We start from the raw sequence: 15,822 nt of genomic DNA on the forward strand, positions 1-15,822 counted from the left end.
AAATAAAATATATTTTTTTTATAAAAAAACTGTCAAATACAATGCAGCTAGGAACACTATATATTTATAACCAGCCACCAAAAAATTTTTTCCAGATATAGTAATAACATAATACCTTTAATTATATGTTAGAAAAATAATATTATTATTATGAAACTACCAATTATTTGTAACAAACAACGCACTAGCAAATATATTTACTGAGTAAATTATTTTGTTTACTAACAAATGATCTGATATAAAAAGATCAAGCCTAATTTAAATAGTATTGAATTTATGGATGATATTAAAAAAAGATTTAGCTGACTTAAGTTATTAAAACCAACCTTTTAACTAAAAATAAGCCTATATCTTCTCTTCTATCTTCAAAAAATTTTCAACTAAGAGTATATTGTGAATATAAATATACAGAAAATTTACTCATATTCTATTAACATTACATTGAGTTTCAAATAGAAAAAATGAATAAGTAAATCCAATAGATTGGATATGCTACGACATAATATAGCCAGTTCTCAAAAAAGCTAAGCGTCTTGAGGACGCTACAAAGTGCTTGTACTTTTTTGTTTCTAATTTAAGGAAGAAATTTTATTTAATTTTTAATGTAATATTACCCACTAACAAGGTTATAGTTTTTCTAAAAAATTTTTTATCCAACTGAAAAATAATTATGCAACACATTAAATATAAAGGAATGCTTGACATTAATATTGAAGCTTTATTTTATTGGTAACGGTGTTTCTGAACTCACCGTGCAATAGATATAATCCTTATTGAATAATAACGATGAAATGTTAGTTCCCGCCTCTAAATTATGGACTGCTGTGGTATCTATTACCGATGGTAAAGCTGTGAATATGTGATGAAGAACAAAATTGATTTCCCAATTTAATAGTTGAAATTGCTCGTAAACATCAGATAATTATTTATGTCTATAAATATATGATCAGTATAGTATCTTATACTTTTTATATAAGATTAATGGTATTGGTGATTCCTATTATTACTTTACTTTGTAAAGTTACTAAATCATCGCATTATATCTTTGTTTTTTTATCTAAAAATTATTTTTAATAATCAAAAAACTTATTTGCTAATTTTATTCATGTTTGCTGCTAACAATCTAATAAACTATCTATTTAATTGTTTAAAAGCACGGTTTAATAATTCGGCTAATGCTTGATAAGTCGGTGTTCCCTTGACAGGTGTTATATCAATTCCAGCTTGATTAAATTTTTCACGTATTTCATAAAACCAACCCAATAATACTGATGGTAGTGGCGTAACTGAACGCTTACCTAACCACCATAATCCCTGTAAAGGTAAGCTACAAGCAAAAAAAGCTATCGCTACAGCCGGGCCCAGCTGACCACCTAATGCCAGCTGCCAAGTAAGAGCAAAAACAGCAACAATAGGCATATAACGAATAGCAAATCTGCTAGTTATGATCACCTGATGTTCAGGGAACATAGGCCTCAAACATTTTTCTAATGGAAATGTCTTGGCATACTCCAGACCTAATTTTAACTTTTGCAAGAAATACTGGGTCGTGTCTGGTGTCGTATTCATTAATACCTCACATTACTTAAATTAATTTATCATGTAAAAATTTTTTAAAATGTATAATGTATAAAGCATAAAATCTTTTTAGTTGTCTTTATATGGCAACATTAATTTACTTATGCCACTACTTTTCTCATTTAGAGAAAAAAATTATACAATATAAGTTTTATATTGGGTCTATTACTATGTTTTCAATCCATAATGTTAATATTATATTATATCTTTAATATCAAAATTTTAAATATAGTTTTTTAGTTAAAAAAATAAGATTAAAATATCATAGTTTTATGTAAATATAATATTAATCATTCAATACTCTCCCAGGTAGTAGTTATACTACTAGTATTCCATTAGATTAATATTTATTAACCCTAGTCTTCATAGTTAATCTGACAAAGAAGACTTCATGATAACGATATAGTAGGTAATTCTATGTTAAGTAAGCTGGTACTTGTCCTCAACTGCGGGAGCTCCTCCCTTAAATTTGCTATTATTGATCCTGTTAACTGTCAAGAACAACTATCTGGTTTAGCAGAATGTTTTTATCTACCAGAATCCAGTATTAAATGGAAAATAGATGGCACTAAAAACAAAGTTGCTTTAGGTGCAGACGCTGCTCACAGCGAAGCTATGGCTTTCCTTGTAAATCAAATTCTAACTCAAAACCCAGAATTAGCCCAAGCAATTTCTGCTATTGGTCATCGTATTGTTCATGGAGGTGAAAAATTTACCCAATCAGTTATCATCAATGATGAAGTAGTTGAAGGAATTAAAAAATCTATTCCATTTGCTCCATTACATAATCCTGCTGGCATTCTTGGATATGAAGAAGCTAAAAAAGCATTTCCACATTTAAATGACAAACATGTTGCTGTATTTGATACAGCCTTCCATCAAACTATGCCAGTTGAAGCATATTTATATGCTTTGCCTTATAATCTTTACCAAGAGCACGGTATCCGCCGTTACGGAGCGCACGGTACAAGCCATTATTATGTTTCTCAACAAGCAGCAAAGGAACTGAATAAACCGATTAATGAACTTAATGTGATTACTTGCCATTTAGGTAATGGCGGATCAGTAACAGCAGTAGTTAATGGTAAATCTGTTGATACCTCGATGGGTCTCACTCCACTTGAGGGTTTAGTGATGGGAACGCGTAGTGGTGATATCGATCCAGCTATTGTGTTTCATCTTCATGATACTATGGGCATGAGTGTTGATAAGATCAATAAATTATTAACTAAAGAGTCTGGCATACTTGGATTAACTGATTTCACCAACGATTGTCGTTATATTGAAGAAAATTATGGCACTAAGCCTGATGCAAAACGGGCAATGGATGTCTACTGTCATCGTTTAGCTAAATATATCGCTGCTTATTGTGCATTAATGGAAGGAAGACTAGACGCTATTATCTTTACCGGAGGTATTGGTGAAAACTCAGCTCTAGTACGTGAATTAACGCTTAAAAAATTATCTTTGATAGGTATCAAGTATGATCACGATCGTAACTTAGCCACACGTTTTGGTAAATTAGGCAAGATCACCACTGATAATAGCATTCCTGCTCTTGTTATTCCAACGAATGAAGAGTTAGTTATTGCTCAGAACACGATCTGCTTAACGGCATAAATAGATTATAAACTGCTAGTTTACCAATTAGCAGTACTGAGTTGAATATACTGTAATTGTTAATGAGGTGTCTGTGTCCCGTACAATAATGTTAATACCGACTGAAATTAGCGTTGGCTTAACTAGCGTAATTTTAGGAGTTGTCCGCTCAATGGAGCAAAAAGGAGTCAATCTAACGGTTTTAAACCTTATTGCTCAACCTTGTATTAGTAATAAAGATCAGACAATTGAAGTATTACGTTCAAATTCTATGGTTCAGGTAGCTAACCCTATAAAAATGAGTTATGTGGAATATTTGCTGGCTAATGATAAAAAAGATATTTTAATGGAAGAAATTATTGCCTATTATCATTATAATAAGCAACAGGCAAAAGTTATTCTGATTGAAGGTTTAATTCCAACTAGCAAGCACCCTTTTGCTCAATCATTAAATTATGATATCGCCAAAGCGATGGGTGCTGACATTATTTTTGTCACCACACTAGGTAATAACACACCAGAACAGTTAAAAGAGCGTATTAAATTAGCCCTAGCAGAGTTTGGTGGTGTACAAAATAAAAATATCACCGGAGTTATTATTAATAAACTTAATGCACCTGGTTATGAACATGGACATATTTATCATGATTTATCTGAAATCTTTGATGAATCAAAGAAAGCTACAATCGAAAAAATTGATATTAAAACATTAGCTAGCAATAGTCCGCTGCCTATATTGGGTTGTATTCCATGGAATTTTGACCTAATAGCGACTCGTGGTATTGATATTGCTAACCATCTGAATGCTACCATCATCAATGAAGGTAAATTAAAAACCAGGCGCATCAAATCAGTTATTTTCTGTGCCTGTAGTGTGCCTAATATAATTAAGATGCTTCGTCACGGCTCATTGCTGGTAACATCTTCTGATCGTCATGATATTATTGTATCTGCTTGTTTAGCATCAATAAATGGCATTGAAATTGGTGCTTTACTTTTAACTGGCAGTTACCCTCTTGCCAAGACTATACACGATCTTTGTAAACATGCTTTTGAAACTGGTTTACCGGTACTTATGGTAGATACTAATACTTGGCAAACTTCATTAAGTCTACATCGTTTTAGTTTTAAAGTGCATGCAGATGATCATGAGCAGATAAAAAAAATACAAAATTATTTTGCTTTGCATATCAATCAAAAATGGATAAATTCACTGACTGCTGATTCAGAACAACCTAAACGGCTATCACCACCTGCTTTCCGTTATCAATTAACTGAGCTTGCGCGTAAAGCTAATAAACGAATCGTGCTACCGGAAGGTAATGAGCCCCGCACGGTAAAAGCAGCGGCTATTTGTGCTGAAAAAGGTATTGCTACCTGTATTCTGTTAGGTGAACCAGATGAAATAAAACTTGTTGCCGCCGCACAAGGAGTTGAATTAGGAGCCGGAATTGAAATTGTGGTACCTAAATTAGTACGTAAAAATTATGTTGAGCGTTTGGTTGAGCTGCGCAAGAATAAAGGCATGACTAAAATAGTAGCGCGAGAACAATTAGAAGATAATGTTGTGTTAGGCACCATGATGCTGGAAAAAAATGAAGTTGATGGTTTAGTTTCCGGCGCCGTTCATACCACAGCCAATACTATTCGCCCACCGTTACAGCTGATCAAAACTGCGCCTGGTAGCTCAATTGTCTCCTCTATATTTTTTATGCTATTACCTGATCAGGTATTAGTTTATGGCGACTGTGCGATAAATCCAGACCCAACAGCCGAACAATTATCAGAAATTGCAATCCAGTCAGCTAATTCTGCCAAAGCATTTGGTATTGAGCCACGCGTAGCAATGATCTCTTATTCTACAGGTAACTCCAGTACCAGTAGTTACGTAGACAAGGTGCGTGAAGCAACTTGTTTAGCGCAAGTAAAACAGCCAAATTTAGTGATTGACGGTCCACTGCAATATGATGCAGCTATTATGGCAGATGTAGCTAAATCTAAAGCACCAAATTCACCGGTAGCTGGCCAAGCTACGGTGTTTATTTTTCCAGATCTGAATACTGGCAACACCACTTATAAAGCTGTACAACGCTCCGCTAATCTACTTTCTATAGGCCCGATGTTACAAGGTATGCGTAAACCTGTTAATGATTTATCACGTGGTGCACTAGTGGATGATATCGTTTACACAATTGCTATCACCACGATTCAGGCAAATACAAATTTAAAATAACTAATTTTATCACTAACAAAAAATCTAAAGCTTATTGTGTTTTAGCTTTTTTACTGAATTAATATTTAATTGAAACTAACCTTAATCTATTATTTAATAATATTATTATCTATAATAAAGATGATAATCATCTATCATTAACAAGATAATAGTTTATCTAAAATATGTAATAAAATTGTTTACTTATATTTTTTATAATATAATTAACCATTATAAATAGTATGTTAAAATAAACTATTATTAGTAGTATGAGTAGATAAAAAATCTAATTTAAATTAAAAGTAAAAAAACTACAAAAATTTTATAAAATCATATAAAGATTATTAATCACTTCACTAAATTTATAAAACCCTAATCAGCTATTACTAAGCCATTCACTAACCTGATCTCAATTCAACTACATAAAGCACAATAACTACAGTATTACAAAAGCATAGCCTTTAGTAACGCCTTCATTCTTAATCATGATACCTATCTGGTAAAATTTTATCGTGAAGCGCAAAAATTATATCCAGTAAACCTTATTTGATTGATAATCCTTGATCTGATTTTAAGTTAGTAAAATGTGCTTACACTAGTAAGCACTATGTTACTTTTTAATATTGACCGCTTAAGTTAGTAAAAAATTAGGACAACTTAATAATTTTAAAATTCTATAAGTATTAGACCAAGCAATATACGCGATAAGAATGAATCCTAAGGTTCATTCTTATTACTCCTATGCTATTAAACATGTATTATAAAACTATAATGTAATGCTGGCCCAATTAATTCAAATGGAAAATCATCCGTACAATATAGATCAAAGTTTTATATTATGTACTGGGTTTAAAATATCTCGACCAATTAATACCTTATTAACAATTAAAATTCAGATAATTTTAAATCAAAACTTCAATAATATTATTGTTATTTGGCATACCTAATTGGTTACATTATTCTTTAGAAGGGTAATCATAATGAAATGAATTATTTTATTGTACCTTAAAACTAATTAGCATATACTTATTAATAATAGCTAGGTAATAAAATAATTGTTGCGTGCTGGTTACAATCAGCATGTTATCAAGCTTCAAAGTTATTATAGTATACTATACTAGTAATTTTAGTCATTATTTTTTTATATTTATTTATAATATACCTATTAGGTTAATAGTAAAGGCAATTAAACGTAATAATTAAAATATCTATCAAATAGATAGGGAGCAGTAAAATGTCTTTGGTTAATATAGAAATTAAACCTTTTCAAAATACCGCATTTAAAAATGGAAATTTTATCAATATATCTGAAAAAGATATTAAAGGTAAATGGAGCATATTTTTCTTTTATCCTGCTGATTTTACTTTTGTTTGCCCAACTGAATTAGGTGATTTAGCTGATCACTATGAAGAATTCCAAACACTAGGCGTTGAAATTTATTCAATATCAACTGATACCCATTTCACACATAAAGTGTGGCATAGTCATTCAGACACTATTAGTAAAATTAAATATACCATGATTGGTGATCCAAGTTGGACATTAACGCGTAATTTTGATGTTATGCGCAAGTATCAAGAAAATGGTGAACAAAAAGAATTAGGATTAGCAGATCGCGGTACGTTTATTATTGATCATAACGGTATCATTCAAGCAGTTGAAATTACTGCTGAAGGTATTGGACGTGATGCAACTGATCTATTACGTAAAACCAAAGCGGCGCAATATGTAGCAAGCCACCCAGGAGAAGTATGTCCAGCCAAGTGGAAAGAAGGGGAAGCAACATTGTTACCTTCACTTGATTTAGTAGGATAGTTAACAACTTTGTAATTTATTTACTGTACCCGGGTGCTAATGCACCCGGTTTTTTAATGATATAATAATGTTAATAGCAAAATGAAATATTCACTTAAAGTGTATAATCCTGCAGATTAAGTTGATAGCATTATTGTAGTAGTTATGTTTTATTATAAAGTTAATCAACATAATATTATGGTAGTTTTTTTCGTGTTTCTTAATCGTTAAGTATAATTTTTACTGTAGCGATATTAGCGTTCAGTAAAAAAATATAGAGCCCATTAATTTAGTAATTACTTTTTTTGATAATTGTTACATCACTTAACTTATTATTAATTATGGGGGTTTATACATAACCTGGGTTACAATTAGGCTGGCTGTGCATCAAAACTTAGTCCTGATTCTTTAATACTATCTTCTCCCATTAGATAAAGATATACTGACATAATTTCTTGTGGAGTTTTTAGCTTCATAGGATCTTCTAAAGGAAAAGCATAAGCTCTCATTTTTGTTCTTGTACCACCAGGATTAATACAATTAACCCTTAAATTAGTATTTTTATATTCATCAAATAATACTTGCATTAAACCTTCCGTTGCAAATTTAGAAACTGAGTAGGCCCCCCAATTAGCACGACCTCGTCTGCCTACGCTTGAAGTGGTAAATATCAGTGAACTATTTGGTGCTTGTAAAAGTAGTGGTAGTAGTGCTTGTGTTAACATAAAAGTTGCGTTAACGTTTATTTGTATTACTTTATGCCAAAGTTTTATAGGTTGTTCGATAATCGGCGCAATTTTTGTTAATATGCTTGCGTTATGTAATACACCATCAAGATAGGGATAACGTTGGCTAATGTCAGTTGCTAATTCATGGCATTTTGATTCGGTGAGCGATAAAAAATCCATGGTATAAATAGAAACTGAAGCTCTAAAATTTATTTTAGAAATAATTTCCTGTTTAACTTGTTCTAGTTTTGCGGTTGTTTTACCGATTAAAATAAGATTAGCACCATAACGTGAATATGTAAATGCCACTTCACGTCCGATACCATCGCCAGCTCCTGTAATTATAATGGTTTTTTGATTAAGTAAATTAGCTTTAGCTTGGTAATATACCATAATATTTTCCTACTTTTGATTATTCAAAAGTATTAATGAGAGTAATAAATACTTTATTAAGTTTTTAGTTATAGTATCTCAATTGTTTATCTTCTGTAAAGAAAGATATAATCTTAGGATTTATTTCATCGGATGATTTGTTGCTACTACATTAATAGCATTGATTATTTTTTACTTTAGGAAGCGTATTGTCAACGTTAGCGTGAAATGCAATATATTAAGATGAGTAAGACTGAATATAAAGTTTGGTTAAAAAAATAAAAATTAGATGCTAAAGTTTGTTAAATAACGCTAATAAATACTTTTTTTTTTGTGATTAATTTAAAAATAAGCGTGAATGCTCATAAAGTTAATGCATTACCTGAAGAAATTACAGCAATTATGTCAATTGCTAATTACAAAGAGTCAGTATTAAGGTCTGAAAAGCTAGTTGATGTTATGCATTGTTATAGTTTAGCTGCCTCTAAACTAAATAGTTTACGGGAAAAATGTGATAATATAGCTGCCAGGTGATAGCTGGTGTCTCCATTGGCGCTTCTCTTTTTTTTATTATTTTTTATATTAGTGTGGTGTGATTGTGCAAGTACCTAATATTTATTAATTAGTGAAGAAAAAAGATTAAATTGATAAATTAAAAGATTAAATTGATAAATTAAGCGTTAATTATGACATTGTTATCAATCAAATGCTAGTGAAATTATCAAAGTGCCTTTTAAATAGGCTATATGGTGGAAAATGCAGATAAGAAGTTATGATCAAGAAATAAATATTGGCTTTTTATAAATTATATTTATATAACTTTTTGAACGAGGCAGTTTTTTTGTTACAACAACATCAATGAATAAAATCAGTAGTTACGTATCATTTTTTATAAAAATGTGGGCTTTTTATTATTTACGATGACTTACTTTTGTCATTGTTTTGCTGATATAATTATATTATTTAATCTGATTAAAGGATGAATTAACAAATTGTTTTATCTTGATGGTGAAGTATTTAAGCAAAAAAAGTTGATATATTATGAATCTGCCGCAATCTAAAAAAAAGATTTAATTCCATCTTACTGGAAAGTAAGTACGCTTAAGCAATATTTAAGGTAAAGATAAATATGGGTAAAGCTCTTGTTATTGTGGAGTCCCCAGCCAAAGCCAAGACAATCAATAAATATCTTGGTAATAACTACGTTGTTAAAAGCAGTTTAGGTCATATACGTGATTTGCCAAAAAGTGGTGGTTCCAGCTCACAAAGTAATACAAATTCAGGTAACAAGGTTAAAAAAGTAAAAAAAAATGAACACGAATTGCTTATAAATAGAATGGGAGTTGACCCATATCATGGATGGGAAGCGAAATATAATATTTTATCTGGAAAAGAAAAAGTCGTTGCTGAATTAAGATCGTTAGCTTCTGTTGCTGAGCAGATCTATCTAGCAACAGATCTCGATCGTGAGGGAGAAGCTATTGCCTGGCATTTGAGAGAAGTGATTGGCGGTAATAATCAACGCTTTAGTAGAGTAGTTTTTAATGAAATTACTAAAAATGCCATTAAGCAAGCTTTTGATAATCCTAGGAAATTAAATATTGATCGTGTTAATGCTCAACAAACTCGACGTTTTTTAGATCGGGTTGTAGGTTACATGGTTTCACCGTTATTATGGAAAAAAATTGCTCGCGGACTTTCTGCTGGTCGTGTGCAGTCAGTCGCTGTACGTATGATTGTTGAACGAGAACGCAAAATTAAAGCATTTGTGCCACAAGAGTATTGGCAGCTCCATACCGATTTATTGACTGTTGATGCGGCAGTGATTCGAATGGAAGTGACACATGAAAAAGGTAAGCCTTTTAAGCCCGTTACCAAAGCACAAATTGATGCTGCTGTCGCATTATTAAAAAATGCATATTATCAGGTGTCAGATCGTGAAGATCGTACCACAATTAGTAATCCCAGCGCACCTTTTATTACTTCTACTCTACAACAAGCGGCAAGTACACTTCTTGGCTTTAGCTTTAAAAAGACCATGCTGATGGCACAGCGCCTTTATGAGGCTGGTTATATTACTTATATGCGTACTGACTCAACTAATTTAAGTCAGGATGCTTTAAATATGGCCCGTAATTATATTGACCATAACTTTGGCAAAAAATACTTGCCTAAACAGGCTAATGTATATACAAATCAGAAAAGTTCTCAGGAGGCACATGAAGCTATTCGTCCTTCTAATATTGACGTTGATTTTAATGTTCTGAAAGATATGGAAGCGGATGCTAAAAAACTGTATCAGCTGATTTGGAATCAATTTGTCGCTTGTCAAATTACACCAGCAGAATTTAATTCTATAACATTAACCGTCAAAGGTGAAGATTTTAATTTGAAGGCTAAAGGGCGTATTTTACTTTTTGATGGTTGGACTAAAGTTATGCCTGCATTTTACAATGGTGATGAAGGTAAAATATTATCAATGGTAAAAGTTGGTAGTCAGCTTGAATTAAACAAATTTTTTCCTAGCCAACACTTTACTAAACCTCCTGCACGGTTTAGTGAATCTTCATTAGTTAGAGAGCTTGAAAAACGTGGCATAGGTCGACCATCAACCTATCCGGTTATTATTTCAACTATCCAAGATCGGGGCTATGTAAAAATTGAAAATCGCCGTTTTTATGCTGAAAAAATTGGTGAAATAGTGACTGATCGGTTAGAGGAAAATTTTAGTGAATTAATGGACTATGATTTTACTGCTCGAATGGAAGATCAGCTTGACTTGATAGCAGACGCTCGGATCGAGTGGAAGAGTGTATTAGATGAATTTTTTACTGCTTTTACCAAGCAGTTAGAAAGTGCAAATAAGATCCCCGAAGAAGGCGGTATGCGTCTTAATCCGATGGTATTAACATCGATTGAATGTCCTGACTGTCACGGACAAATGGGTATTAGAACTGCTTCTACTGGTGTTTTTTTAGGATGTTCTAGTTATAGCTTACCAGTAAAAGAGTGTTGCAAAAAAACAATTAATTTAATTCCTTCGGATGAATTATCGAATATTATGGTAGGTGAAGAAGAAGATATAGAGACAAAGGCTTTGATAGCCCGCCTACGATGCTCTAAATGTGGCACTGCAATGGATAGTTACCTTATTGATAATAAATATAAATTAAATGTATGTGGTAATAATCCCGTATGTAATGGTTATGATATTGAAGAAGGTGAATTTAGCATTAAAGGTTATGATGGGCCTGTTATTGAATGTGAGAAATGTGGCTCAGAAATGCATATAAAAATGGGAAGATTTGGCAAATATATAGGATGTACGAATGAGGTTTGTAAAAATACTCGCAAGATCTTAAAAAGTGGTGAAGTGTCTAAACCTAAAGAAGATCCAATTCCACTACCTGAATTAATTTGTGAAAAATCTGATACTTACTTTGTATTAAGAGATGGAGCGGCAGGAATATTTTTAGCAGCTAACACTTTTCCAAAATCAAGAGAGACCAGAGTAGCATTAGTTGAAGAACTGGTGCGGTTTAAAGATCGTCTGCCAGCTAAATTTATTTATTTAACCCAGGCACCGTTAGTAGATCCTGAGGGCAATAAAACTATTGTTAGATTTAGTAGTAATACTAAACAACAATATGTTTCCTCAGAAAAAAATAGTAAGGCCACAGGCTGGTGTGTATTTTACATTGATGGTAAATGGTTAGAAAAAAATAAATAAAATTTGCGCTATTTTCTATAATTAAACAAGGCTATGTAGCCTATGGAAAAGATAATAAATAGTTAATCCGTTGTTGACATTAAGATTACGAAAACAAAATAGGAAAAAATCGTAGTACACTTTGATCCTAATAAAACACGTCAAGATAAAGGTTCATATAGTAGGTTGCTTACCTTGGTTATTTATGAATTAAAATGGTAATGCTAATTATGCCGTTTTATAACATTTTTGAAAATTAATAAGTAAAATTAAGCATATAACATTAATGATCCATGAAAGTGTAGATAATGAGATCACCTTGAAATATTCGGTAGTGGTGGTTTAAGTAAAAATTTTACGATATATTTAAATAAATTAATTTATTTAATGCCATTTAAAGTTAGGATAAAAAATCTTTAGTAAAAGTAGACGGTAATGTTTAGATTGTTATTTTTAGCCTTCAGCGAATTAATAAATTTTGTCAAAATTTATATTCATATTAAATAATTAGGATATAATTAATTATTAGTAATATAAGTACAATTTAATTTGTAACTTATTCGTTTATATTATTGATTATTATAAATAATATTTATATTATTTATAATAAACTTACTATAAGTTAGTAAATAATTATAAGGATACCGAATAAGATAAAATTACTGAATTAGAATAATTTTGTCATAGCATTATGTATGTTATTCATCAAATATTAAAATAAACTAATTTAAATTATCAAAAATTGTTCTATAAAAAACAGAAAGTTTATTTTTTAGTATTATCAGATAGATAGTGGCCTAACTTGCTGGCCTTTACATTGAGATAGTCACTATTTTTAGGATTACGGCCAACAATGAGAGGAACTCGTTCTACAACATTTATTCCGGCTTCTTTCATAATTTCTAGTTTTTTAGGGTTATTAGTTAATAATCTAACTTCGTTTATCGCCAGTAATTTATACATGTCAGCACAGACAGTGAAATCACGTTCATCAGGTTTGAAACCAAGTTTTAAATTGGCTTCCACTGTATCCAAACCCTGATCTTGCAAAGCATATGCGCGGATTTTATTTAATAATCCAATATTACGACCTTCTTGACGATGGTAAAGAAGCACTCCACGACCTTCTTGTGCAATTTGTTTAAGTGCAGCTTCTAGTTGAAAGCCACAATCACAACGTAAACTAAATAAGGCATCACCGGTCAGACATTCGGAGTGGATACGGGAAAGAACTGGTTTTACATCAGTAATATCATTATAAATAAGTGCGATATGATTATTACCATTAATAATTTCTTCAAAACCAACCAGTAGAAACTCACCAAAAGGAGTGGGTAATTTGGTTTCAGCTATACGTTTTAGCTGCATAGTATTATACATAATGAATGAAACTCTGAATTGAAAATTAAGGAAAAATTTGTTAAAAAATAGTTAGATATAGTAATCAAATCATTTTTACCTATATATTTTACTGGTCTAGCTGATATCATCAGCAGATAAGATTATATTTATGTTACTACAATATAATTATTAAAAAATGAACTATTTTAACTATAAGCACATTTTGTCTATCAATTTAGATAGAGTTTTTAAAATTAATGTTGCTGCTTTATTTAATAATAGCAACATTATGGTTTCCCTAAATAGGATAAATTCAATAAGTAAATTTTTCATTAAAAATATTTTTGCTCGATTATCATTATTATTATAACTCATTCTGTTATCTACCATTGAAATGTTTATTTCAATAAACATACATGGTCAGTATTGATATAATTAATTTTATTTATTACGTTTAGATACTAACTTAAGCAAAGAAAAGTTTTCCAACTGCTTTTCTAGCATTCAGGAAAAATATGAAATTTTTTTTAATTTTATTACTTGTTATAGTCATTTTTATTGCTTCTGTGACACTTGGTTCAAGTAATAATCAAATAGTAACATTTAACTATTTGATTTCTAAAGGCGACTATCCAATATCAATATTACTAGCAGTCCTTTTTGTGGTGGGATTTTTGCTAGGTTGGCTTATTTGCGGTGTATTTTACGCTAAGGCATTAATTTTATTATCAAATGCAAGACGTAAGATTAAATGCCTAGAAAGTAAATTAGTTAAATAAACTCAAAATTAACATGATACTGAAGTTGCATTTATTAAAAATAAAAAAGATAATTTTTTATGTTAAAGCTGCTTTATTATTGCTTATTTCCTATTGTTGGCATAGGCAGGCAATGCAGAAATGTTCAACAAAATAAACAATCAGATACTTATCTTTTATCTCGTTAGTATGTCGTTGGTATAAATTGATTACTATCTAATCAATAATATAAATCCGTTAATTTATTTTTAGATATACTAAAATAAGATATTTCGGTATTTGAAGATACTATAACATTAGGTAATCTTTTCTGCTAAAATTATCAATCTTCAAATTAAATAATATTTATCGCTTAGTAGTATTATTAGAACTAAGTTCTTATGATCTTTTGCATAACGCCAATCATATAACAATGCTAGCAGAGTTTATATTATGAAAGGGCGTATTCATATCACCTAATTTAAATATTAGACAATAATTTGAGTACTTAAGCAAGCTTTTGATCAAGATATAGATTAAGTTACATTTTAGCCATGCTTTATGAATGTTATCATTATTTAGCTAGTTGAATATCCAGCAATGTGTTTACGGTGATTGTGAGGCTTTATTTAGCAGAAATAATAAAAACAGAAAAGATCAAAAATAATAAATGTGTTATTAAAAAGCTATTTGAACTAAAATGGAATTGTGTTATCAATTTAATATTACTATAGTGAATAACAAAATAATTAATAATATTGTTATAACTCTAATAGAGGCACATATTTACCTATGGCACAAGTATATATTAATTGTTGAAAATATAGAAACGCCACGTATTCTTACTCCTCATTAAACATATTAGCTAGCAAGAAATATGGAAATTTTCCATTATTAATCACTCTATTAGATAGAGAGTAATATCTATTTTGTTATTAGCAAGATAGTTTTTTCTACCCTATATAAATTAATTGCCTAATAGATTTTAAATCCATAAAACTTACCATTTTAGGTAAAAAAATATTAATTGATGTTTTGGGACAATATCAATATCATCAATAAATGATAAATATCAATTAGTGATGATGTTATTGCTCGTTTAAAGTAACCCTGGGAAAACAGATTTAGTACCTGTAATAATAAACTCAATCCCAAGGGACATTAATAATAATCCCATAATACGAGTAATAACATTAATTCCAGTTTGGCCTAAATACTTAACTAGAATTGTTGCTGAGCGAAAAAGTAACCAACAACAAAAAGAAAAAAAGATACAAGTTAACGATAGACCAACTAAATTTTGCCAGCCTAGCCAATGAGAATACCACATAATACATGAACTGATTGCTCCAGGCCCAGCCATTAATGGTAGTGCTAAAGGAACAACTCCAATACTATCACGAACAGCAGTTTCTGATTGTTCTTGTTTATTATGCTTATTTTCACATATTCGACCACTAATCATAGACATAGCAATGGCTATAATAACTATTCCGCCAGCAATACGAAAAGAATTAATAGAAATACTAAATAATTTTAAAAAATACTCACCTAATAATAACGAAATACATAAAATAATTGCTACAGAAAAATTAGCTATTAGATTAGTTCGATTTCTTTCTGTCACAGATTGATAATTAGTCATGCTAATAAATATAGGTAAAATACCTATGGGATTAACTAACACAAAAAGCCCGAGAAAAAACTTAATATAATTAGGAATATCCAGTAAAGTACTAATCATAATTGAG

Annotated in this window: 10 protein-coding genes; 6 read left to right on the forward strand and 4 right to left on the reverse strand. The window is 30.7% G+C overall.

Translation table 11 applies throughout. The features are described 5' to 3' along the window. Nucleotides 1–1,131: 1,131 nt before the first annotated feature. Nucleotides 1,132–1,569 carry a terminus macrodomain insulation protein YfbV gene (yfbV, locus tag WBAF_RS01910; protein ID WP_121463368.1) on the reverse strand — a complete coding sequence of 146 codons (438 nt, stop codon included), beginning with the start codon at nt 1,567–1,569 and terminating at the stop codon, nt 1,132–1,134. 426 nt (nt 1,570–1,995) lie between these two features. Between yfbV and WBAF_RS01915 the strand changes: the two genes are divergently transcribed. The 3 genes from WBAF_RS01915 to ahpC all read left to right on the forward strand — a co-directional run bounded on the left by WBAF_RS01915 (nt 1,996) and on the right by ahpC (nt 7,205). Then, nucleotides 1,996–3,198, forward strand: a complete 1,203-nt coding sequence (locus tag WBAF_RS01915) for an acetate kinase (RefSeq protein WP_121463369.1) — start codon at nt 1,996–1,998, stop codon at nt 3,196–3,198. A gap of 88 nt (nt 3,199–3,286) precedes the next feature. After that, nucleotides 3,287–5,410, forward strand: coding sequence for a phosphate acetyltransferase (pta, locus tag WBAF_RS01920; RefSeq protein ID WP_172575487.1), 2,124 nt, complete (start codon nt 3,287–3,289; stop codon nt 5,408–5,410). Between the two features lie 1,213 nt (nt 5,411–6,623). Then, a complete protein-coding gene (gene ahpC / locus WBAF_RS01925; RefSeq protein ID WP_121463371.1) occupies nt 6,624–7,205 on the forward strand; it encodes an alkyl hydroperoxide reductase subunit C in 582 nt (193 codons plus the stop codon). Between the two features lie 350 nt (nt 7,206–7,555). On the opposite strand, the gene WBAF_RS01930 is transcribed toward ahpC, so the two are convergent. After that, nucleotides 7,556–8,305 carry a YciK family oxidoreductase gene (locus WBAF_RS01930; RefSeq protein ID WP_121463372.1) on the reverse strand — a complete coding sequence of 250 codons (750 nt, stop codon included), beginning with the start codon at nt 8,303–8,305 and terminating at the stop codon, nt 7,556–7,558. 312 nt (nt 8,306–8,617) lie between these two features. Between WBAF_RS01930 and WBAF_RS01935 the strand changes: the two genes are divergently transcribed. Both WBAF_RS01935 and topA read left to right on the forward strand, forming a co-directional pair. Continuing rightward, nucleotides 8,618–8,818 carry a hypothetical protein gene (locus WBAF_RS01935; protein ID WP_256388156.1) on the forward strand — a complete coding sequence of 67 codons (201 nt, stop codon included), beginning with the start codon at nt 8,618–8,620 and terminating at the stop codon, nt 8,816–8,818. A gap of 595 nt (nt 8,819–9,413) precedes the next feature. Next, nucleotides 9,414–12,014 carry a type I DNA topoisomerase gene (gene topA / locus WBAF_RS01940; RefSeq protein ID WP_121463374.1) on the forward strand — a complete coding sequence of 867 codons (2,601 nt, stop codon included), beginning with the start codon at nt 9,414–9,416 and terminating at the stop codon, nt 12,012–12,014. Between the two features lie 744 nt (nt 12,015–12,758). On the opposite strand, the gene ribA is transcribed toward topA, so the two are convergent. Then, on the reverse strand, nt 12,759–13,361 hold the full coding sequence (gene ribA, locus WBAF_RS01945) for a GTP cyclohydrolase II (RefSeq protein WP_121463466.1): 603 nt from the start codon (nt 13,359–13,361) through the stop codon (nt 12,759–12,761). 488 nt (nt 13,362–13,849) lie between these two features. On the opposite strand from ribA, the gene WBAF_RS01950 reads away from it, so the two are divergent. Further along, on the forward strand, nt 13,850–14,113 hold the full coding sequence (locus tag WBAF_RS01950; RefSeq protein WP_121463375.1) for a LapA family protein: 264 nt from the start codon (nt 13,850–13,852) through the stop codon (nt 14,111–14,113). A 1,057-nt stretch (nt 14,114–15,170) separates the two neighbouring features. Here the strand turns inward: WBAF_RS01950 and WBAF_RS01955 are convergent. After that, complete coding sequence (locus WBAF_RS01955) at nt 15,171–15,815, reverse strand: YchE family NAAT transporter (RefSeq protein WP_121463376.1); 645 nt, start codon at nt 15,813–15,815, stop codon at nt 15,171–15,173. Between the last annotated feature and the right edge of the window lie 7 nt (nt 15,816–15,822).

The sequence above is a fragment of the Arsenophonus endosymbiont of Aleurodicus dispersus genome (assembly GCF_900343015.1).
Taxonomy (GTDB): Bacteria; Pseudomonadota; Gammaproteobacteria; order Enterobacterales; family Enterobacteriaceae; genus Arsenophonus.

Bases quoted from the DNA above. Each gene is read 5' to 3' on its own strand.
- yfbV (WP_121463368.1), bottom strand. From the start codon at position 1,569: ATGAATACGACACCAGACACGACCCAGTATTTCTTGCAAAAGTTAAAA.
- WBAF_RS01930 (WP_121463372.1), bottom strand. From the start codon at position 8,305: ATGGTATATTACCAAGCTAAAGCTAATTTACTTAATCAAAAAACCATT.
- ribA (WP_121463466.1), bottom strand. From the start codon at position 13,361: ATGCAGCTAAAACGTATAGCTGAAACCAAATTACCCACTCCTTTTGGT.
- topA (WP_121463374.1), top strand. From the start codon at position 9,414: ATGGGTAAAGCTCTTGTTATTGTGGAGTCCCCAGCCAAAGCCAAGACA.
- ahpC (WP_121463371.1), top strand. From the start codon at position 6,624: ATGTCTTTGGTTAATATAGAAATTAAACCTTTTCAAAATACCGCATTT.
- WBAF_RS01915 (WP_121463369.1), top strand. From the start codon at position 1,996: ATGTTAAGTAAGCTGGTACTTGTCCTCAACTGCGGGAGCTCCTCCCTT.
- WBAF_RS01955 (WP_121463376.1), bottom strand. From the start codon at position 15,815: ATGATTAGTACTTTACTGGATATTCCTAATTATATTAAGTTTTTTCTC.
- pta (WP_172575487.1), top strand. From the start codon at position 3,287: ATGTTAATACCGACTGAAATTAGCGTTGGCTTAACTAGCGTAATTTTA.
- WBAF_RS01950 (WP_121463375.1), top strand. From the start codon at position 13,850: ATGAAATTTTTTTTAATTTTATTACTTGTTATAGTCATTTTTATTGCT.